General features: G+C 52.6%; 13 protein-coding genes and 1 tRNA gene. 10 read left to right on the forward strand and 4 right to left on the reverse strand.

What is annotated here, in order from left to right:
- Position 1: 1 nt before the first annotated feature.
- From L3J94_03705 to thiS, 4 genes are all read right to left on the reverse strand, one after another.
- Positions 2 to 394: a VOC family protein gene (locus L3J94_03705; GenBank protein ID MCF6217860.1), complete on the reverse strand. Its 393-nt coding sequence runs from the start codon at positions 392 to 394 to the stop codon at positions 2 to 4.
- Between the two features lie 77 nt (positions 395 to 471).
- Positions 472 to 777 (reverse strand): antibiotic biosynthesis monooxygenase, encoded by a 306-nt coding sequence (locus L3J94_03710; protein ID MCF6217861.1) that lies wholly within the window; start codon positions 775 to 777, stop codon positions 472 to 474.
- A 30-nt stretch (positions 778 to 807) separates the two neighbouring features.
- Complete coding sequence (locus tag L3J94_03715) at positions 808 to 1419, reverse strand: transglutaminase family protein (GenBank protein ID MCF6217862.1); 612 nt, start codon at positions 1417 to 1419, stop codon at positions 808 to 810.
- The gene (gene thiS, locus L3J94_03720) at positions 1400 to 1600 is read right to left on the reverse strand and encodes a sulfur carrier protein ThiS (GenBank protein MCF6217863.1); all 201 of its coding nucleotides are present in this window, start codon (positions 1598 to 1600) and stop codon (positions 1400 to 1402) included. The genes L3J94_03715 and thiS overlap by 20 nt, the downstream gene beginning before the upstream one ends.
- Before the next feature lie 145 nt (positions 1601 to 1745).
- On the opposite strand from thiS, the gene L3J94_03725 reads away from it, so the two are divergent.
- The 10 genes from L3J94_03725 to L3J94_03770 all read left to right on the forward strand — a co-directional run bounded on the left by L3J94_03725 (position 1746) and on the right by L3J94_03770 (position 21872).
- Positions 1746 to 1820, forward strand: a tRNA-Gly gene (locus L3J94_03725).
- 178 nt (positions 1821 to 1998) lie between these two features.
- On the forward strand, positions 1999 to 4038 hold the full coding sequence (locus L3J94_03730; GenBank protein MCF6217864.1) for a CHASE2 domain-containing protein: 2040 nt from the start codon (positions 1999 to 2001) through the stop codon (positions 4036 to 4038).
- Between the two features lie 54 nt (positions 4039 to 4092).
- On the forward strand, positions 4093 to 7332 hold the full coding sequence (locus tag L3J94_03735) for a poly-gamma-glutamate biosynthesis protein PgsC/CapC (protein MCF6217865.1): 3240 nt from the start codon (positions 4093 to 4095) through the stop codon (positions 7330 to 7332).
- Positions 7329 to 9785 carry a hypothetical protein gene (locus L3J94_03740; GenBank protein MCF6217866.1) on the forward strand — a complete coding sequence of 819 codons (2457 nt, stop codon included), beginning with the start codon at positions 7329 to 7331 and terminating at the stop codon, positions 9783 to 9785. Before L3J94_03735 ends, L3J94_03740 begins: the two co-directional genes overlap by 4 nt.
- The gene (locus tag L3J94_03745) at positions 9778 to 10644 is read left to right on the forward strand and encodes a hypothetical protein (protein MCF6217867.1); all 867 of its coding nucleotides are present in this window, start codon (positions 9778 to 9780) and stop codon (positions 10642 to 10644) included. Before L3J94_03740 ends, L3J94_03745 begins: the two co-directional genes overlap by 8 nt.
- Positions 10641 to 15680, forward strand: a complete 5040-nt coding sequence (locus L3J94_03750) for a hypothetical protein (protein ID MCF6217868.1) — start codon at positions 10641 to 10643, stop codon at positions 15678 to 15680. The genes L3J94_03745 and L3J94_03750 overlap by 4 nt, the downstream gene beginning before the upstream one ends.
- A complete protein-coding gene (locus tag L3J94_03755; protein ID MCF6217869.1) occupies positions 15677 to 19837 on the forward strand; it encodes a hypothetical protein in 4161 nt (1386 codons plus the stop codon). Before L3J94_03750 ends, L3J94_03755 begins: the two co-directional genes overlap by 4 nt.
- Positions 19838 to 19949: 112 nt before the next feature.
- On the forward strand, positions 19950 to 20627 hold the full coding sequence (locus L3J94_03760) for an FKBP-type peptidyl-prolyl cis-trans isomerase (GenBank protein MCF6217870.1): 678 nt from the start codon (positions 19950 to 19952) through the stop codon (positions 20625 to 20627).
- Between the two features lie 17 nt (positions 20628 to 20644).
- Entirely contained in the window at positions 20645 to 20953 is a 309-nt protein-coding gene (locus L3J94_03765) for a pyrimidine/purine nucleoside phosphorylase (protein ID MCF6217871.1), read from the forward strand.
- Between the two features lie 94 nt (positions 20954 to 21047).
- Positions 21048 to 21872: a hypothetical protein gene (locus L3J94_03770; protein ID MCF6217872.1), complete on the forward strand. Its 825-nt coding sequence runs from the start codon at positions 21048 to 21050 to the stop codon at positions 21870 to 21872.
- Positions 21873 to 21911 lie beyond the last annotated feature (39 nt).

Genomic DNA, 21911 nt, shown 5'->3' on the forward strand with positions numbered 1-21911 from the left:
GTTAGCTTTTTTCGAAATAGGTGATCAGCATCAGCACGGCACCTTGTGGATCCTGAATGACGGTAAAGCGCCCGACATCGGGGATATCCTGCGGTGGTGCCAATACTTTACCGCCCAGTTTTTCAACCTGTGTGGGTATGGCATCCACATCATTCACGGTGACATAGGCTCCCCAGCAGGGAGGCATTCCTTTAGCTTCTGTGGGCGTGGCCATGATGCCAGCGACTTCTGTATCATCTGCTTTGGCCATGGTGTAGCTGCCGCAGCTGCTCTCCATATCGGTTAGTTTCCATCCCAATAATTCGCTATAGAAGCTTTTCGCTCCCGCTACGTCATTGGTCATTAACTCATTCCAACTGAATGCTCCGTGTTGTTTCATGGCTTGCGTCGTCATTGTTGATCTCCTTGTGGGTGATTGGTGACATGACTATAGCGCAGGGCTACTGACAGCGTGGTGTCAGTAGTAAAAAATTAAATAACTGTTTCAAATCCTTCGAATTGTGGCGGCCCGAGGTAGATCTCCCTGCTTTTGCCACCGGCACCGGCATGGGCCTTGCGAAACTGCTCCGACTCGGTCCAGTGGGTGAAGTCCTGTTTTGAATTCCAAGTGGTGTGAGAGGCAAACAGTGTGTGATCATCGTGGCTGGGGCCTTGGGCCAGGTGAAACTCCTTGAAGCCAACTACGGAGTCCAAGTGGGTTTCACGGTTTTTCCAGATGTCGATGAACGCCTGTTCACAGCCTGGTTTTATTTTGAAACGATTCATGGCGATGTACATGATATTACTCCTTCTTATGAATAAAAGTATTTATGGGGTTGGGGGGTTCTCACTGTCTGGCAAGTTTTCCAGCACTTGTTGGTAATGGGTAGATGATGCGAGAACCTGAACCACTTCAGTTAATGGCTCTGGCCATATCCCTTGGAAATCGACCTCCCCCGCCACTGTAATGGGAAAGGCTAACCTCTCTATAGGGGGCGTAAATTCTGCCATAACACCCTTTTTATTACCCCTAGCATCCATACGATACCACCCCTGCTCAGGCAAGTAGACCGCATTAAGACCATGCAAACAGTAGGGTGGTACGCTGTTTTCAAGGGTGAGCCGCTGGTAGCAAAGCCCCGCAGGCATACGGTTTGCTCTGAGTAATGCTGCTAAGAGATGGCTTTTTGCATAGCAGTAACCGGTTTGATGTTTAAGCACATCGGATGCCTTGCAAGTCACCGGATTGAGTCGATAATCACTACTGTGCTTTATCTCATCTCGCACATACTCAAAGCAGCTTTTTGCAACCGCCACAGGGGAGGTCCTTCCCTGTGACAACGTTTGCGCCATTTTGAGTATTTCAGGGTGCTTCCAATCGATAAACGCACTGGATACTAAGTATTTATCGACGGTGGGTTTAACCTCCGCCAATGGCATGAACCACCTCTATTTTGTCACCCTCACTAAACGTGTGTTGCGGGTATTGGCTGCGCGTGACAATGTCGAGGTTAACCTCCATCGCCACACGTTGGCCGGTAAGGCCCAGCTCCTCTACCAGTTGTGCGGCGGTAAATCCTTCTTTAACCGTGCGGCTTTCACCATTAACAAAGATTTGCATATTAAATATCCAAGTTTAGATCGCTCCATTTTACGTTTTTTGTTGCGATAGCTCCAAAGGTTTTACTTGATGACGACTTAGAGTGCGCCTATCTGGGGATTAAGGCTTTGTATATGGCGGGGGTTTTTGATAAGTTGGTGTCATTGCGGGTGTCGTATAATGGCTATTACTCCAGCTTCCCAAGCTCGAGACGTGGGTTCGATTCCCATCACCCGCTCCACTCTTTAGCTTTGCATGACGGGCGCTCTATATTGTGTAGAAAATGGCGGCTGGCTATATCTTAATTCGGTGATATTAAAGATGTTTTTGTTATGGCTGGAAGGTTTATACTGGCTGCTTTTATGAGGTGGAGTGTATCGGAATGGCTAGCTCTTCAGAAATTCCTATTGGATTGATGTGTGAATAAGCCATTAACATCAAAATATTCAGGTATCAGGGGCACATTGCTGGTCTTGGCCATTACGCTACTTACCACGATGAGCGCCCTCACTACACAATCTGGTGGCTGGCTGTATGATCTTTTTAACCGCCTCTCTCCACTGACCAATGAGCAGGGTTCATCGGTTGTTTTGGTGACAGCCTCACCCGAGCAGCTCTACGCGGATGATGCGCTGTGGCAAGTGGCCGTTGAAAGGCTGTTTTCCGCAGGTGCCAAAGGGGTTGTGTTTGGTTTTCAGCCCAAGGGGCTTTCTGGTGACTATTTCTCTGAGCTGTTCTCCAGTGGTGGGGTTATCTTGGCCCGACAGCTAGCCCGTGACCCGATCAGTGATCAGCTTTCTACCCTTGAGCCTTTGCCCTCATCCGTTGATAACGGGGAGATTACCTGGGGCGTGGTCTATATTGCAGACGACAGTGATGGTATCTACCGTAGCCACAAAAGCTCACAGACACGCTATACAACACTCGAACAGCTTGCCGCCATAACATTTGCCAGCACACGGTATTCGTCACAAAACCCGCCGGGGGATTATTTGATAAATTTTCTCGCGGGGCGGGATGCGTTACCCCGAGTGACGATAGAGCGGGTTGTTGAGCGTGGCGTTATACCCGAACTGGTCTCTGGCAAGGTTGTGCTGATTGGCCTGCATGATGCCTACCAGCAAGTTGGCCTGCCCACACCTATTGGCAGTGGTCGTGATAGCTTATCGTTGCTGGAGTACCAGGGCTTTGCGGTGGATACGCTGTTGAATGCGCGCCCGATTCACCTTGCGCCCATCTGGCTGGTGCTGCTGCTATTATGGGGTGCCGCGCTGTTAAGTTTAGTGTTGTTGCAGTGGGTTGGGGTGATGGTGGCAACGCGTATTATGGCGTTGATGCTGGTGTTGCACCTTATTTCTGCGACGGTTGCACTCGGAGTGTTTCTGCTCTGGATACCTTTGGCGGAGCTGCTATTTCTGCAAATAGTCATTTACGTGCTGCTGCTGCGCTCACAGGCGGTTAATCAGACGGTACAAATCTACAAAATGATAGCCAACCGCTCTTCAGCCAATGCGGTGGCGGGTGTGGCAACCAGTTTTTATGCCATAGAGGAGCACTGGTCGCGGGTTATTACACTGGTTAATCAGTTGTTGGATCTTGATCGGGTGATCTTTCTTGAGCGCGTTCAGGGAGATCATCGCGTGCGTGAGGTCAAGGCACTGAATTGCAGCGTGAATGATATTGATGAAATGCGTCGTGATTATCTGCGTACCCCCTACAGCACCGCAATTGAACAGCGCTCGGTGCTGCTGTTGCAACGCAACTTTTTGGCTAATGAGCAGGAGGGTGAGGTGCAATATCTCTCCCCCTTGATTTTTGCTGGCGAGGTGTTGGGTTTTTGGGCCTTCTCAATTAACCAACAAAAAGTAGGCTTGATTGCCGATTTTGAGCGGCGTATTGATGAGTTTTCGTTACAGATAGCGGAACTCCTTTATCACCGCCAGCAGTGGCAACAGCAGATGGCAGACGAACAGCGGATATTATCAAAATATCTGCGTCTTGAAGGGGGAGACCAAGTGAGCCGGGCACTCTCACAGATGCTGGCGCTGATGGATAAACGCCTGCGTAGTTTTGAGGATGTATTTGCCGGTATGGGAACCGCCGCAGTGCTTTACGATCTGTTTGGCACGGTGTTACAGATTAATGCTGAAATGTCCCGCCTGGTGCAGGGTATGGCGTTGGCCGCTTACGACATGACCGCACTTGATATGATGGTCAGCTTAACGGGTGTTGATCTGGTTGAAGGGCGGCGCTACCTGCGCACGGTTATTGTCGATCAACAAAAGGTGACACTGGCCGTGACGCTGGGTGATGTGGACAAGCGAGCTTATATGCTGAGTATGCGTCCGCTCTTTCACCAGAGTAAGGTGGACTATGTGAGTGATGAAGTGTTGCCGTTTGAAACAGTGGGTGTGCTGTTTGAGCTGATCAGTACGCCGACTTTACAGCACTCATCTTGATGGGGGCTGCGGTATGATTTTACTATTCAACGCAGTGTGTGGAGGGTAGCTTAGGTGGATTTTTTCCCACTACAGCTGTTTCCGCAAGGTGGTCTCTCCAGTTCGGTTATTACCACTGTTTGGGTGGGGGTGGCGGTTGTTGTTTTTTTCAACCTCCGCTTTGGCTGGGTGTTGTCGGGGTTGATCGTTCCCGGTTACCTGGTTCCGCTGTTGTTGGTGAAACCGTGGGCTGCCGGGGCTATTCTATTTGAAGCGCTGCTCACCTATCTCATCGTCAGGCTCTATTCAGAGCACCTCAACCACCCAGGATGGTGGGGAAGTCTGTTTGGTCGAGACCGCTTTTTTGCTTTTGTGCTGGCGAGTATTGTGGTGCGGCTGGTTTGTGACGGGCTTCTTTTCCCCTGGGTCGGATCGACCCTTGAACAGCAGTTTCAGATAAATTTTGCCTATCAAAGCAACCTGCACAGCTTTGGTCTGGTGGTCGTTGCGCTGATGGCCAACCAGCTCTGGAAGCCCGGAGTGCGGCGCGGCCTGATGCCGATGCTACTGACGATCGGTTTAACCTACTTGATTGTCCGCTATGGACTGATGGAGTTCACTAACTTCAGCATTAGCAACCTCGGCTATATGTATGAAGGGATCGCCTCCAACATATTGGCATCACCCAAGTCCTATATCATTTTACTGGTTGCCGCTTTCATCGCTTCGCGGATGAACCTTCACTATGGCTGGGATTATAACGGGATTCTGATTCCGGCACTGCTGGCGCTTCAGTGGTATGACCCGATGAAAATCCTCGCCTCATTTGCAGAAGCATGGGTGATCTACCTCATTGCGTTGGCGCTCTTTAAAACCCCCTTGTTTAATAATGCCAATATTGAGGGGGGGCGTAAGTTACTGCTGTTTTTCAATATCGGCTTTGTCTATAAGCTGGTGCTGGGCTATGTGGTGCTTGCCTGGTTCCCTGAGTTTAAAGTGACCGATAGTTACGCATTCGGTTACCTCCTGGCGACGCTGATGGCGTTGAAAATGCACGATAAAGATATTGCTGCACGTCTTACCCGTACCACCCTGCAAACATCGGTGGCGGGCGTATTGGTGGGCGGGAGTATCGGCTTTGCTTTGACATTTTTGCCGGTGTTCCACTGGTCTAAATCGAGCGATGTCACGGTGCAGTCGGCTGAGGTGAAGTCATCATCTGATGTGGATTTGATGACACGCCTAAATCAAGACAAGGTGGTGCTTTATCAAAGCAGTAGTGGTGATGGCATGCAGGTGCCGTCGATTGCTGAAATTGACCGCTTTAGTGAGGCGCTCAGCTATCTGGATAAGTACCGTATCAATCCAGATGAGCAGTATTTGATAGCAGCCAGAGGGTTGCTGGCCTCGTTAAATTATCAACTGGAACGGGTGGATCAGCACTACCTCTACCTCTCTGAGTCTGGGCCGGTGCGGGGCTGGGGGATCTATCTCTATAACTTGAAATCGACCGGCTCGATGCTGCTTGAGGTGCCGGCACCCCTGGACGAGAAGGGAACCATTGAAACCGCTGCCTGGCTGTTTGATCTGCTGGACGCTTCTGCTTTGGCGATTGCCGGTAGCCGACGTAAAATAAATTCGGATGGCAGCTCTGACGTATTACGCAACGCGCAGACGCTCTATCACGCCTTTCATCGTCACAACAATCGTTTGAATCTATTGCAACTGCGTGGTTACACGCCGGAAACCATTCGAGCCCTCTCAGGTATTCGACAGGATGCCAACCTGCTGACTCTCGCAGAGCCAGAGAGTACCTTGTGGGTTAAAAGCACACTGCCGGAAGGGGTTGACCTGGTGCAGTTAAAAAACTTGTTGGGGAGTTACCAGCTTCACTGGGAAACCACGCCATTTGACAATCTGCAACGCACCGAAAGTCGCCGTGGTTTTGCTGAGCTTTTTATTAATCGTACCGACATGCGTCGCCTGATTACTCGCAGCATGCGCCTGGACGAGCACGTGCCCATCAATATCAATACGCAACGAATTGATGGTTACCTGCAAGAGTGGCTGGTGAGCGGCAAGGGGGCGATTGCTCCCCGGGGGAGTGGTGGCTATCAGGTTCCAAAACTGGAAGAGCTGCTCTTTTTTGATGAAGAGGTGATCACCCCGCTGTTGCGAGTGATGGAGCGCGAGTATGTCGATGGCGAGTGGCGCGATGGCGGGGTGAAAGCGCTGGCGGTGATCGCTCAGGCAGCGGCTGTATTTGATTATCAGATTGTGCGTTATCGCCACCAGCAGAGTGGTCAGGATTATCTTATTTTACGAGAAGATCCGGCGGCTGAAAAAATGCGCCACTGGGGGAGTTATGTCTTTCGCCTCGGTGAGAGTGATGATTATCTTATTCAGGTGCCGCGTCCGCTGTATGAGCATAACAGCTTTGAGTTTGGGGTCTCTATGTTTGAGCGCCTGAAGGCGCGGGTGTTACTGCTGGCGGGTACCCACCCCATTAGTAATCTGGATGGCAGCTCGGATCTGATCCGTCTCTCCAATATCCGCAGCCTGTTTACACTGGTCAACCAGGTGGTGTTGCGTGAATCACGACAAGAGCCGCTGCTGGTGCTCCACAGTCGTGCCTATGGTGTGCGCAGTGATCTACCCATGCCCGATGCTGATTTACTATTAGCTTTTTACTCGGGAGCCAACCTTCAGGGTGGGCTGCATCCCAATGCCGAGGCGCTGGTGGAGGTGTTGGCACAGGATGGTTTTAACTATCAGTTTGTTGATGGCAGTATCAGTACCTCGGGTTATGAAGTGGGCAGTGTGCCGCAATCGCTCTACCTTAATGCCAGCGTGAATAAGGATTTTGGCATTATTTGGGTATCCCCCAAAATCCGCGCCAGTTACCGCCAGCAGAGTGCCAACCGACAGCAACAAAAACAGTTTTTGGCGTTGGGCATTTCGACCACTGAAGTTGATGTGGCCTCACATCTGCCGTTATATCCTCTGCTCTCTGATCACTCTATTACGGCGGCGTTTCGCGGGGTGGTCAGTGACTATTTGCGTTATCAAAACATTGTCTCACTGCATCGCTTACAGCGTGAGTGGCCTCAGTTTAGTTATCAGCACCTTGTGGATCGTGACTCAAGGCAGTCATTTTTGATGATTGCTTACAAGGGAGCTGTGGCATTGGTTAATTTGGCACCGCGTCGTATTGGTAGCGTGATTACGACGTTGAAGTCCCCGGTGGATGCCAGTGTCATTCAGCGCTATCTGGAAGTTCGTAGCACCTGGCTATTGCTTCGGGAGGACGGATGAGACGCTTAAGACGACTCATAATGTGGCTGTTACTGCTGGTTTTTGGTGGCTGGTTGCTGCTTGAGGCACTGGCGGTTTATGACGACTATCAGCAGGCCAAATACCGCTCGGCATGGATTGATCAAGGGGTGAGCAGCACCGGTTATGTACTCACAGAGCAGCCGTGGTTGGAGTTTGAAATTCCTGATCAACAGTATGTGATTCGTGTTTTAAGCAATGCCAGTTTGCGCCACGACCAGTGGGTGATGGATGATGAAAAATACCACTATCAAATTGAGTATCAGATTCTGGATGATGATGGCAAAGTGTTGTCGGAGTCGCTCTATTATCAACGCAGCCATGTTTCTCAGCCAAAAGAGGATGAGCTGCTGGGGGTGATTCCACGGCAGTTTTATACCGAGAGTGATCTGCTACCCGCTGATGGGCGGGTGATGATGTTAAATTTGCACAACCTGCAACAGCCGAGTCGACTGCGGCTGCGCCTCTATAGCCAGGATCCCGGGATCGTGGATGTGATTGTAAGGTGTTATCTCCGTGAGGGTGTGGCCGATCACAAACTGGCTTATCAGTGGACGAGAACGAGTGAGCGTAAGCGCGACTACCTGGCAAGGGGTAGTATCTATGATCATGGGCTGCTGACGGATTTAGAGAGACGCAATCTATTAAAAAACAGATGGCAGCCGATGGGTCCGAAGGGGGTGCGCGGGAAGGATTATTATGACCGAACCCTCTATACATTGAGAGACTATGATGAGCTATTTGAGCTACAGGGGGAGGATATTCAACCCTCTGGCCTGTGGGTGGATCGTTGGGTAAATGGCATGGTTAGCATCCCTTACGGTGGTGGTGAAGTTGAACTGCTGTTTGCCGCACTCGACCCCAACCAGCCGATGACGGGAGAGGTGCACCTCCACTGGTCGGGTCCCGGTATCAATAATCAACAGCAATTTGTGGTGCCCGTTACGCAAGGGGAGGGACGCTTCCAGGCAGAACTGCCAAACGGTATTGTGGAGATCCGTAGTCAATTACCATTAAAGGTACAGGCTTACTTGACCACTGCTGCTCAGCGGCTGGAGATTACCCCGGAGGTCAGTTACTTGCGTGGTTATGCTATTTCAGCAACCGAGTGGGTTGAGTTTCCTATTGAACATTATGACGTGCAACCGATGCCCGCACGTTTTGATTTCCGCCGCAGTGTCATGGATCCCGCAGTGGTGGATAATCGCCCGGCGGTTATTGATTATGAGGTGCTGAATCACCATGGCGAAGTGTTGCAGCGTGGCTCTATGGATTATCAATTCCACTTCTCCCACTATGATCGCTCAATGGAGCGTGAGTGGGGTCATTACCTGTCACTGCCACAGCGCTACTATTTTAATTTTGATACCCAGGCCTCTGTGGTGCGTTTTCGCAGCTCAAATCCGTTGCTGGTGAGTGGTTATAGTCGTCCCTACGACTTACCGCTGCTTACCCGTGTACCAATGGACTATTTTGGCCAGCATAAAGATGAGCAACCGAGCTGGTTTGTCATGTTGCCTGCAAGCCGTGAGACGCTGGTAAAAGAGTCGCGGGATTTTCTGATGCGCCTACAGAGCGCTCCGCCACAGGAGGACCCACGGTTGTTGAGGGGAGAGTATCAATGGTTGGCGTACCGCCCTGATGGGGAGTGGCTGGCCCGTGACCTGTTACTACCCCGCGAGCCGGGCTTACCACTGCAACCCCATTCGCTGGGGGCGGTTTTTCATCGCTTGCAAGCCAATAAAAACTATCGCTTAGCGTTGAAGGGTGCGGAGGGGCTGACGCAGCTTTACCCTACGCTGTTTTATCAGCGTTACCGTGAAGAGCCGATGACGCTGCAAATTTTACTTAATGGTGTGGTGTGGTATCAGGTGGAGGTCGCACAACTTCGTGGTGAGCTGCAACTGCCGATGCTGCCCGCTGGCGAGCATCAGCTGGCGATTGTGGCCGGTGCCGAAACTGAGCTGTTTCTCAACTATATTCAGGGTGATGAGCCACTGATTAAACGCTTGAGTAATCGCTTTGAGGGGTCACGTTTGAGCTTTAACTACACCAAGCCGTCAGGGGAGGCGGCAATCCTCTCAGGGCTTTGGCATGTGGCGGCACATCGTCAGGCTGCAACGCGCCTTGAGGTGACTATTGAGGTAGGCGAACGCCCCAAAAACCAACCGCTACCCGGTTGGACGATTCATCGAAGAATCTACCAATTGCAGCCAAACAATCAACAGCGTACCGCACTCTGGGGGACTCAGCGGCAGTGGCTGGATGGTGGGCAGCGATTTTTCATCGCCATGGAAAATGATATGCCTGCGGGAGAGTATCGGATCACCTTGCAACAACCTCCGGAAAGAGAAGGCTATATCAGCTTGAGCCAACTGAAGCCGGGCGCGGTGGCACTGGAGCGGCGATTTAATGAGGCGGCGGACTATGAATAATCGCTGGTATTACAGCTTGTTGCCACTGTTGTTGTTTGCTACAGCAAGTAACGGGGCAGCGACCCTCTACCAACAGTGGCAGCAGAATCGCCATTCGAATTTCAGCATCCCGTTACAGAGTGATTATCGGCTGGCAATTGAGCTGTTTGATCAGTTATTGCAAGGAGTAGAGCCAACCAAATCCCAGCGTGAACGCTGGAGAGCGATCGGTATTTCAATACAGTCATGGGGTGACTACTGGCTACTGATGGATGATCCGGAGCGTCCGTCAGGGCATGGATTTTATGTTATCTGCAAACAGTGCAATAGCGCCCTGGTTTTGCAGGCACCCCACGGTGATAGTGATCTGAATACCGCTAAAATCACACTGGCTCTTCTGGCGTTGGGTGGTGTGGCCGCCGTAGCGCTTAACAGCGCACCGCGCACCCTTGATGACGGGATGGTGAAGAGTGATTTGGCAAAACTTAACGGTACCCTGTTTAATGCATTCAGTGCCGCTGTGGCGCATCAAAAGCAGCTCACGAGGGTTGTTCAGCTGCATGGCTTTAATCAAAAACGGCGGCAGAGCCGTGTAGCAGCCAGTGCAGATATTATTTTGAGTAATGGTACCCGGCTCAGTTCGCCTTCACTTAGAGAGCTACAGAGTTGTCTGGCAGATCATCTAGGGGTCGTGCTGGCCTATCCCCAGCAAGTCAAAGAGCTGGGCGGGCGGCGCAATCAGCAGGGAATTCTACTGCGGTCGGCGGGTTTTAAGGGCTTTATCCACTTGGAGATGGCCTACCCACTACGGCAGCGTCTGGCGCTGTCGGGTGATGCGCAACGGGCGCTGCACCGCTGTCTAGTCGGTGGCACAACATGAAGTTGATCACTCTACTACTGCTCTACGGGTTTTTGGTTAATACGGCTTCTGCTCAGTTTGATGAGGCGACACTGCCCTATGCCGCATCGTTTAACCCGGTGATTTATTGGGATAATTTTGAGGGCGCGCCCTATCATGTTTCAGGTCCTTTGCCGGGAAAAAATGATCCGCAGGGGATCGCCTGGGTTTATCTGGAGAAGCAAGCGCTGGTGCTGCAACTGCCAGCAAACAAGCAGCTGCGAATCGATTTGGCGAAAGCCGGACAGCGGGAAAATATCCAGATTTGGGGCTCCAATGGCTCACTGGCAGCGCGTGAATTGTGGTTACGGCCCGCCGCCCAAGAGCGTACCGCCTACCTTGCCGCTGCATCAGCTCCAAGGTTGATTATTATTGAATCAGTCAACCAGCAGGCCATCTCACTGGCGCTGTTTTTATCCCGCACGGAACAGCAGAGCGCCACACAGCATTATCGCCACACCTTGAGTCTGCCCCGCCTGACTCAGGCCGCCCTGCGCCAGGGTGTGAAGCAGAGTGAACAGGGTTTTTACCACCTACCGCCTCAACAGCGGCTGCGCTTACCGCTGGTTGGCCCCCAGCGCTTGATGATAGAAGAGCATCTCTACTACGCTGACGAGCAGACCACCCGTCGACCAAGCTACCAGATCGATGTGCATATAGCAGGACTGGCCGCGCAACAATTTTTTATCAGAGGGCGGATGAACAGTCGCCTGCCAAGTTATGTTAATGGCAAGCTGCAAACACTGGGTTATCGACAGCAACACTATCTGGACATTCCGTCGGGTGAACACCTGATCGAAATATCGAGTAGCCATGATCTGTTATTGCGGTTGCGCGCTAGCTCAGGATCAGCGCTGTTATTGCCAAAACTGAATGGAGCCACTTTAGTCAGTGATGAGGTCTCGGAATCGCTACCGGCGCTGACTCGACAAAACTATCCGCTGGTGGAGGCGTGGGTAGCGCGACAGCTGGCAGAGGCTACGCGGGTACGGGTGGCAGATGAGCTGCTGGCGTGGTTGGAGCGCAGCACTTTGCCGATATACCAGGCACTGGTTGCAAGGCTATTGCGGGATGAGTTTTCATACGCCGATCTGGCACCCTTTGATACCGATAGTGGTGAAACCTACCAGCGCAGTTTTGTGCCGGTGGCGCTGGCTCCGCTGGCGGGTGAATCGCCGCTGTGGCGTTATCCCCAGCACCAGGCTATTGCACAACTCTCGGCAATCAACCGTGGACGGTTTTTTGAGCTCTCTTCGGCTGAGGGGAGTCAACTGGCCTTTTCATTGGCCGCGCAGCGCCCGCAGGATCGTCTGCGTGTTGCTATCGATGCGCAAAGCATACAGCAGCCACTGGTACTGGAGTTACGAGATCAAAGTGAGGTGTTACAGCGGATTAAAATTGACCCCGCCTGGCGCACTTGGCAAAAGCGGCAGCGACATCAACCGGCGCTGGCTTCACTGAAACAGTTAAAAAGCACCACCATGGGGGGGCGTTACGGACTCTATCAAACTGCAGCACCTTACACACCGGTCGCTACAGCCGAGTTCGAGCTGCCGGCACAACAGCGCAACGTGCAACTTCATCTGCTGCCACAGTCGGTAGCGCCGCAACAACTGTTTATCAACCTGCAACAGTTGAATAGCCGAGCAGGGCGAGTGACCCCTGCTCACTATATGGAATTGATTGGCAGAATGGATAGTGCATCAAGAGTGGCGCTTTTCTGGCAGGCCCTTCAAGGTGAGTCCCCCGCGCTGAATGCAGGGCAGCCATCGGTTGTTAAGCAGTGGTCGGCGGTTATTCGACAGTTGCGTGATAGCCAGCAGCGTTATCTCTATCGACTGGATCGCTCACCACTGCCACCCTTGGCGGATGAAACTGAGCCACAGGCCGAGCTGCATCAAGCTGCCGTTGTTGCCGAACAAAAGGGTGACTGGCTGGCAGCACTGGAGGCTTGGGGGGCGTTGCAGCGCCACAGTAGTGATCTGGATTTACAGCAGGCGGCACTGCGCGGCAAGGCGACAGCACTGGTTGCCCTCTCGGAACACCCGCTGGCTGAGCGTGAATTGATGCGTTACGCCTTTTTACACCCCGAGCAGTCGCTGCGAAAAATGGCCCGAGAGCAGTTGTTGGCGTACTACGCACTATGGGGTGATGAGGTTGATTACGATGCGCTGCTGGTGGCGGCTGCATTGCACGAGCAGTCTGATGAACTGCTGTTTAAGGTGCTGGATCGCTGGGCATCGCAGGGCAGAATGGAGGCGCTCTTTACGGTGGGCTTGGTTTTTTCTCCTGCAAAGGCTCTTAACCCGTTGTTGATTGCAACAAGTTATCAGCTGCAATGCTGGTACTGCTTTGATGTACTATTACAGCGCATAACAGACCCGATGTTAGCCGCTTATTGGCAGGGTTATAAATCGATGTGGTGGGGCCGTATTTCACAGGCTGCCGCGCAGTGGAAAACAGCGGGAGAGGCCGGTGAGAGGCTCTTAAAACAGCTGCGTCAAGGTGAGGTGAGTCGCTTATTTGCAGCGAGGGCTCCTGTCTCGGCAGAAAGTGTATTGAGATGGCCTGAGTTTTACCAAAAAACCCCTGGGCCACGGCACTGGATCTCCGCCGGCCCGCAGGCGATCACCTCCAGTTCCGGCGCAGTGAAAGTGTATAACCGGGTAAATGACCGTTCAGGTATCGCCTACCTGATTGAATCAGAGGAGTCGCTGAAAATGAGGGTGCTAGGGCCTCGTAAATTACGACTAAAAGTCCGTCTACTGCACCCAACAGATGATCCGAATCAGTTGCTGAATGGCTGGCTGAAAATGAAAAGCAATCACTCAGTGTGGCAGTACCCGCTACTCGATAGCCGTCCAGCCAGCACACTGACAATCGAAGAGACGTCACTCGGCTACCCTGGTCAGGCTCACCTCATTGAGTTTGAGGTGAGTGCCGGGATAAATGATCTCGAAATTCAGGTGCCAGGCTATCAGGTGTTATTGGATCTGGAGATGGATGCGCCGCAGCGGCCGCTGGCAAATTATCCCGATCCCCAGCGGGCTCTCCAGTTGATCGATAATTTACCGGCACTGCCCCGTGGTCGAGTGATCTCCACGGCTGAATCGCTGTTGACTCCTCAGCCGCAGCGCTGGGGTGAACATGAGCAGAGCGATACAGCTGTACAACAGTTGGTTCGCCTGTTGTGGTGGACGGAACGCAAGCCAGAGCATAATAGTGATGGCGTGGTACTCGCTGCCCAGCTACAGCAGCAGTACCCACAACACGCTTTAGTGAGGAGGCTGGCACGAAAAATATTACAGCGAGGCAAGTGGCAACGGCAGAAAAACATCTTGCAGAGTGCTGGAAAGCAGAGGGTTTCCCAGCCACGTTGGAACCCGGAATCTCCTCGCCTGCGGGTGCGTAATGCACTGTTGCCTCCCCTTCATGGGCATGAGTTTCGCCTGTTTGGGTCTAATGTCTGGGGTCTCTCCAGCGCGGCGGCTACGCCGATCTACTGGCAAGTAGCGTTAACATTGGAGGGGCTTAACAGCCAGCGGCAGCCACTTAAAGTCATGCTGCAACTGGATGAAAAAGCGCCCGTGGAGGTGGAGCTGACCCCCAATGATCCCCACCATTTAGAGGCGTTTTCTCTGCCTGCTGGTACGCATCAGTGGCGGCTCTGGGTTGCGGAGAGTGTCGCGGGTCAGTCGTTGCGGGTTGGCTTGCATCGGGGTGAGTCAACGGAGTTGCATTCGCCATGGCCAGTGGCAAGTGAGCGCAGCTATTTTGTGAGTACCCCGCAAGAGCCGCTACAAATGCGTTTGAAGGGGCCGCAGATGTTGAAGGTGGTTGAGCGGGTGGCAGCCCGTGATCACGTTTACTATCACCCGCTGAATGAGGGGTGGCACACCCTTGAGTTGCCTCCCCGGTCGGGTGCGCCGCGTGCGCTGTTACGGGTGTTTTCGCTGCAAGTTGATAATAAGTGGCAAGCGCTTAAGCGTCGTTATCAACCTCGGGTGGTTGAAGCACCCGCACGGTTTGAGCCGTTGCCAGATGAGCTATTGGTGGAGCCTTTTGAATACCTGTCACCGTTTGAACCGGGTGGTTATGAGGAGGGTAGTGAACACTATTATGCACTGTTCAGGCAGCGCCGATTCAGCGATGAGTTTTCGGAGCAGGAGCGTTTTCTTGCCATTGGCGGGCAGCACCGTCAGCACCATTCGGCCTTGCAGCTCTATCATCGTCTCTCTGCAGAGCTGCGCTTTAGGGAGCTTGGTAACCCCAGTCTGGCACTTGAGGGGCGTGTGGAGTGGGTGCCACAACAGAGCCAGTGGCGTGGGAGTGCACAGCTAAAAAGTTACTGGCAAAAACCGGACTCACAAAATGGCCAACTGGAGTGGGCCAACTATCTGGATGCGACAGTGTATCGTGTGTACCGTTTAACGCCAAAAAGCTACCATATACCGCGATTCACACTGTTTGCACGCCATATGAGCCTGGGTGCTAACCCCTATCAACGGGGTCGTTTGGATCAGGATATTTTTACCGAATACAAGGCGCAGCACCGCTATGGCTGGCAGTTTGCGGATAGTTATACCTACCAACCCTGGCTGGATACGGCGTGGACACTTCGCGGCTGGCTGAGAAGTAATGACAGCTTGCAGGATCGCCTGCTGGATGTGGTGGGTATCTCTGCTCGCTGGCGACAGATGCTCGGCGAGGGTGAGTTGGCAGTGACACTATCTCAACGCTATTTTTTCTCTGATGATGAGCGCAGAACCCGCTTCTCCAGTACCACGCTTTCGCTACAGAGTGAGTGGGGGCAGTGGAGTGATGGCTGGAATCTCTGGCAGTTGCAAGGGGGGATTAATTACCAGCTGCAAAAAGGGGATTTCAGTTTTATGTTGCAGCTGAGCTGGCAGGGTCTGCAAGGGCGAGGCTATCGTGATGCCCTGCCGGGTGAGGTTTTCTTTAAGCCACTGCGTCAGTGGCGTTTGCCAAGTGTTGGTTATAGCGAGGGTGAGCAATGAACTCAGCTGACGACATTAAAGCCATTTTGTTGGCAGATAGAAACGTGCTGTTGTTGCAGATTGATGAGCCTAAGCTACAGAAATTATTGGATGCTTTTTTTCGCTGGCTGAAAAAACAGTCGGAAAAAGGTCATGATGATGAATCCTATCAGGATTGGTTGCTGCGCCGTTTTAGTGACTTTTTGCTTTCAGAACTGAAAAAAACTGAGGCCGAGCTGAAACAGCGTGAGCAACAGGCCACTCTTTTCCAAAGCCGCTTTCGCCATGCGGCCACAGATGAAGAGCGTCGCCACCACATTCTGGAATTTGCCAGCACCTTGGGGCGTGATGCAAAAAAACTGGAGCAAGACCGCAAAGCCTTCGAACGCTGGTTTGGTGAAGATACGGTGCGTGAGCGTTACTTTAACCGTCTGATTGCCGCAGAGCGTTATTTGCTGCTGTTGATTGAAGCGCGAGGGCGCATTGCGGTGGCGTGGCTGGGAAGTACGGATCAGCTGACAGCTATCCGCCAGCGCTGGCAAGTGTTGGCACTGCCAGCCCAATGTGACTCACTGTTGGGTTATAGCCGGGATGCGCGGATTAAACAGTCGCTGCTAAAAAGTATCTGGCAGGTGATCGAGGCGATTCCCGCCGCTGATCGTCATGAGGTTATCGAACAAAATTTCATCAAGCGCTTGGTGCAGATTGCAGAAGATCGCTCAGCAACCGTGTGGGTGCAGTGCGAGGCACTGCGCTCGATTAAGCAACTCTCTGAGACGCTGTTTTCTGAACTGGCGGCTGAACGGCTGGAGAACCCCTCACCGGATGATGACTTGTTTGTGCGCCGCTGTGTCGTCCAGTTACTGCCGTGCGAAGCGGGTGTGGCAGTGCACTACCGGTCACACGAACAGTGGGCGGTGCAAGATAGCAGCCCCTATGTGCGCCAAGCCTTGTTGCAGCGCATTGTACAACATGGCCATATCGATTCCGCAGAACATTATGCCGCCTTGTTGCAACATGACCCCGAGCCATCGGTGCGGGTGGCGGCACTCTGCCATCTGGCGGAGTTACTGAGTGAGCCGATGTGGCAGCAACAGGCGGCGTGCTGGCTGAGCTTTGTGCTGCAAAATGAGCCACAGCCGCAGGTGCTGCGTGCGGCACTCAAGGTGTTGCCGGCGTGTCACCAGCAGCTGCTTAACCACGGGCCGCAACAGGCTAAAACATGGCTCACTCCGTTACTGCTGGCACTGGAGAATCTTCACTTTTCAGCCCCCTCACTGGCGATTAGAACCTATACCGCGCAGTGCCGAGAGCATTTGTGGTGTCAAGTTTCAGTAGAGCGCATGGCTGCATTGAGCTTGCTGCAAACAGAGTTGTCGAGCCTGCCTGTGGGGCGACGCGTGCGGATTAAACGCAGCAAGTTGCCTGCACTTGATGCCTTGGAACTGGGGCGTATTCTGGCGTTGATCGCGCAGCATGAACACGGCTTTGATATCAGCTTTACACGCCGTTACCTGTTAATCACCCGGGGCGAACACTTTGCCCGTCGATTGTGGCGTATTCTTCACGAGTTTTTCCACCCATCCACAGATAAGCGCCAAGGGTTTCCCCACACCATTGGCCGTCATTACCACGGCACCCTTTACGCCCCTTCCGGGGTGTTGGCAGAGCAAGCGCAAACCACCGTGCCGGGGGAGCCGCTGCACATGGCGGAGGAGGGTGGCTGGCGCAACTATCTGCCGCTGGTGGATGAGCTTCTCTCCGCCTGTGATCAGGATAAAGTAACGGTAATCCGTCGCGTCAGCAGTGCCGGTATTACCGAAATCACCCCACCGCGCAGCCTACTTAAACGCCTCTGGGTGATGCAGCAGTTAACACGGCGTTTTAGTCAATATGCGGCACTGCGTAACTGGCAACCGGGTGATGGAGCGGCGTGTGAAGCGTATGTGAATGCTATCCGGGCACTGGGCTTTAAGGTCCGTTTCATACCGCACCAATACGATAATCAGCAGTGGCGGGCCGATCCGGCGGTGAGCCGCTTCTTCCCGGTGGCAATCCCCTTTTCTGGTTACGACTGGAGTGATCGTATCAGCGGTTATTTCTTTTCTATTTATGAGAACAGCCTACAACATCTCGCCATCGTGCTGGCGGTTGGCTGTGCCGGTTTTTTTGCCCGTCATGTCTACCTGACAAGGCGAATTCGTACAGCACGTAAAAAACTCCCCTTGGTGATCGGTGGCTGGGGAACCCGGGGTAAGTCCGGTACCGAGCGCCTTAAAGCTGCACTATTTAATGCGCTGGGCTATAACGTGGTCTCTAAAACCACTGGCTGTGAGGCGATGTTTGTCTACGCCAGAGGCTTCTCTGAATTGCGCGAAATGTTTCTGTTTCGCCCCTACGATAAAGCCACCATCTGGGAGCAGGAGCAGCTGTTGCAAATATCAACGGGGCTGGGTGCCGAAGTGTTTTTATGGGAGTGCATGGCGCTAAATCCCGATTTTGTCACTATTCTTCAGCGCCAGTGGATGAATGATGATATTGCCACGATTACCAATTGCTATCCAGATCACGAAAATTTGCAGGGGCCAGCAGGGATCAACATTCCACAAGTGATGCAGCGTTTTATTCCCCGTAACAGCTGCCTGGTAACCAGTGAGGAGAGTATGTTGCCTCTGCTGCGTGATGAGGCCAGCGCACAGCAGAGCCGGCTACGTCATGTCGGGTGGCTGGAGGCTGCACAACTCACCCCCGATGTTATGCAGCGGTTTCCGTATCAGGAGCACCCTTATAACATTGCACTGATTCTGGCGTTATGCGACGAGTTGGGGGTAGATCATGACTTTGCGCTGAAAGAGATGGCCGACCGGGTAGTGGAAGATTTAGGGGTTTTGAAATGTTACCCCCCGGCTCAAGTCGACGGACGACGCTTGGAATTTATTAACGGCATGTCTGCCAATGAACGCTTTGGCACACTGGATAACTGGCAGCGTGTGGGCCTGCAGGCGCAATCGCGAGAGTGGAGTGATGAGGGTTGGATTGCAACGGTGGTTAATAACCGCGCTGATCGAGTGGTTCGCTCTCAGGTCTTTGCCGAAATAATCGTTAACGATTTACAGCAGGATTGTTGCTATCTGATCGGCACCAATCTGGATGGTTTACAGAGCTATATTCAGCTGGCATGGCATAAGCTGCTCAGAGACTTTACGCTTTGGGGGGGTACTCATACACCCGAGGCAGCAATGGTGAGTTGGCAGCAGTGGGCTGAACGGCTGCGTATTCCGACCTCGCGCAGTCAGCTGGATGGGCGCTTGCAGGCGCAGTTAGCTGATCTGCAACTGCTGCCCTATGCAGAGCGTCTGAAAGCCTGCTGGGAGCAACCCACGAAATGGCTGGAGATACTACCCACAGAGCTCCCCTGCCGTCAGGCGTTAGTCGAGAGTGCCGAGCAACTGCTTAGGAAGTACCAAGCATTTTGTGACTTTTCTGCGGCGCTGCCGAAAGCTACCGATGCCAGTCAGCGTCACCACCTTGATCAGCAAGCCAAACAGCTGCTGGGTGAGTGGTTTAAGGGTAAATTTGTAGTGATTGAGGATGCCCGTGCCAGTGGTGAACAGGTGATCAGGCGGATTATCGATAGCACCCCGCCCGGCCTGTTAGCCCGGGTGATGGGCTTGCAGAATATCAAAGGTACCGGCCTCGATTTTGTCTATCGATTACAGGCGTGGGAGGCGTGTTATCGCAGCTGTGAAAAGGCTCGTTCCACTGAGGTCGAGCAGCTTCGCAGTGGCTTAGCCGCTTTGGCAGACTTTCACGAATTTGGACAACTGAGCGAACAGCACCTCAACCAAACATTAGAGGTACTGCGTGGCTCGCCGCTGGCACAGACCGAATCGGTACATGCGGAGTTGGAAGTGATCGCCAGCCGTCACCACGAAGCGATGAAAACGCTACAAAAAGAGTTGCAGCAAGGGCCGATTAATAGCTTGTTTGAGAAGGTGGTTGATGCGGTCGAATCATTTGCCGATGCCGGAGATGCGGTTCGCCGCCGCAAACGCGCCAATCAAATATACAAAGACCTGGTGAATGAGCAGATCAGCAGCGGCAAGGCAGCACGCCTGCTAAAGGCGTTGAACAGCCGGCAAAAAGGAGGCTGGCTGGCACGAGGCGGTAGCTTTTAGTCGGAAAGCGGGTTGGGTTGAACTTTTTGACTGAATTTTCACTCCAAAATGGCGCGGTCATCTGTACAATAAAGCCCAAAGATGATGGGTAAATGAAACTCAGGAGAATAAAATGCGAATAGCGATAGCCAGTGCCGTTGCGGTACTCATCAGCAGCACTGCGGTAGCAGAAACCCCTCAACCACTGCAAAGTGAAGAGGATCAACTCAGCTATACCCTGGGTTACCAGCTAGGGCAGAGGCTGGCCGCTGAAGGGGTTGAAATCAATGCCGACCTCTATAGCGCTGCACTTCGAGAAGGGCTGCAAGGTGCTGAATCCCGGCTCTCACCCCAAGAGAACCGGCAAGTGATGGAGCGCTTTCAACAGCGTGGCGAAGAGCGACGCAAAGCTTCGAGTGAAAACAATCTCGCCCAAGGGATGGCCTACCTAGAAGAGAACAGCAAAAAGCCAGACGTTACCGTGCTGGATAGTGGTCTGCAATATAAAATAATCACCCAGGGTGAGGGGGGAAAACCCAGTGCAACGGACACCGTGAAAGTACACTATCGAGGTGTGTTGATTAATGGGCTTGAGTTCGATAGCTCATATAGCCGAAATGAGCCGGCCACATTTCCGGTTAATCGCGTGATTCCAGGTTGGACCGCTATACTGCAAATGATGCCAGTGGGCTCGCACTATCAGGTCACCATCCCTTCTGAATTGGCATACGGTGAACGCGGCGCGCCACCGATGATTGGACCAAATGCGGTGCTGGTTTTTGATATAGAATTGCTGAATATTGAAAAATAGCATATCAGGAGTATGAAATGAGTTACCAAAATTCAGAAATCACTAAAAAAGCCAATATTTATGATGGCGGAAGAGTGACCAGTCGCCGAGTGGTTACATCAGATGGTGAGGTGGTTACACTGGGCATTATGCAGCTTGGCGGCTATCACTTTGCCACTGAAGCGGCAGAGGTGATGGAGCTGTTGCAGGGCGCTTGCCGCGTCAAGCTGGCGGACAGTGAGGAGTGGGTGACCTATAAAGCCGGTCAGCGTTTTGATGTGGCCGCTAACTCATCATTTGACATAGAAATAACCGAGTTGCTCGATTACATCTGTCACTACGTTTGATCATTGGGCACCCTAATAAACCGATATTTTTTACCGATGGATCGTTTGGAATTGAAGTCTGGCTGCCGTGTTAACGGCTAAGTGGAGAACTGTTTTGGCTGTACGAATATTGTTTGCTGTGGCGCTACTCTCGCTCTGTTTTACGCAGGTGATTGCCAGTGAAATGAAAGAGAGAAAGATTCTTGAGGCGCTGCAATTACTGGGTATCGATAACCACTTCAGTGAACTGCACAGCACCATGGTGCGCGGCTTGAATCAACGCCGCCTTGAAGGGGTCGCTTCCGGCGCACACGACTATGACGAGTTGGAGGGTTTTATTGATCGCTACTTTGCCCCGCAGCTGCTGACCCGAAAACTCGCGACACAGCTGGTTGATAGCTACGATGCAAACCGTTTTGAACTGCTGATTTCGAGCCTGCGCTCAGAGCAGATTCAGAGAGTGCGTACGCAGGTTGAACAGGTTGCTGCTGCCGAAAATATGGCGGCATTGCGTGCCTACGCTAAAGAGTATCCATCAGCACCCTTGAGCCGACAAAAAACCTACATTATTGATGGGCTGGACCGCGCCAGTGCCGGAAATGAGCTCTATGCCGGTGTACAGGCACTGGCCACATTAACCATGTTGCGACTGCAAGAGGTACAGCAAGGCGTGCCCGCACAGTTTTCAGAAGAGCTTCTACTGCAACAGCTCTATACTGATTACCTTGAAAGTGGCCGATACACCACAGAGATGATCTATCGCTCAGCACTAGGCGATATGAGTGCCGAAGAGCTGCAACTCTCACTTCGAGTTTACCGCAGCACCGTGGTACAGTGGTTTTTAGGCGCAGCGGTTGAGCACTTCACAACGGTTGCTGCCGCGCAAAGAGAGCAACTCCTAAAGGCAGTCGGCAAGGTGGAAAAACCATCCGCCGCATAATAACAGGATGAAAATCTGTTTTGGCGAGTCGTTGAGTTG

The organism is Gammaproteobacteria bacterium (assembly GCA_021647245.1).
Classification (GTDB): Bacteria; Pseudomonadota; Gammaproteobacteria; order RBG-16-57-12; family RBG-16-57-12; genus JAFLJP01.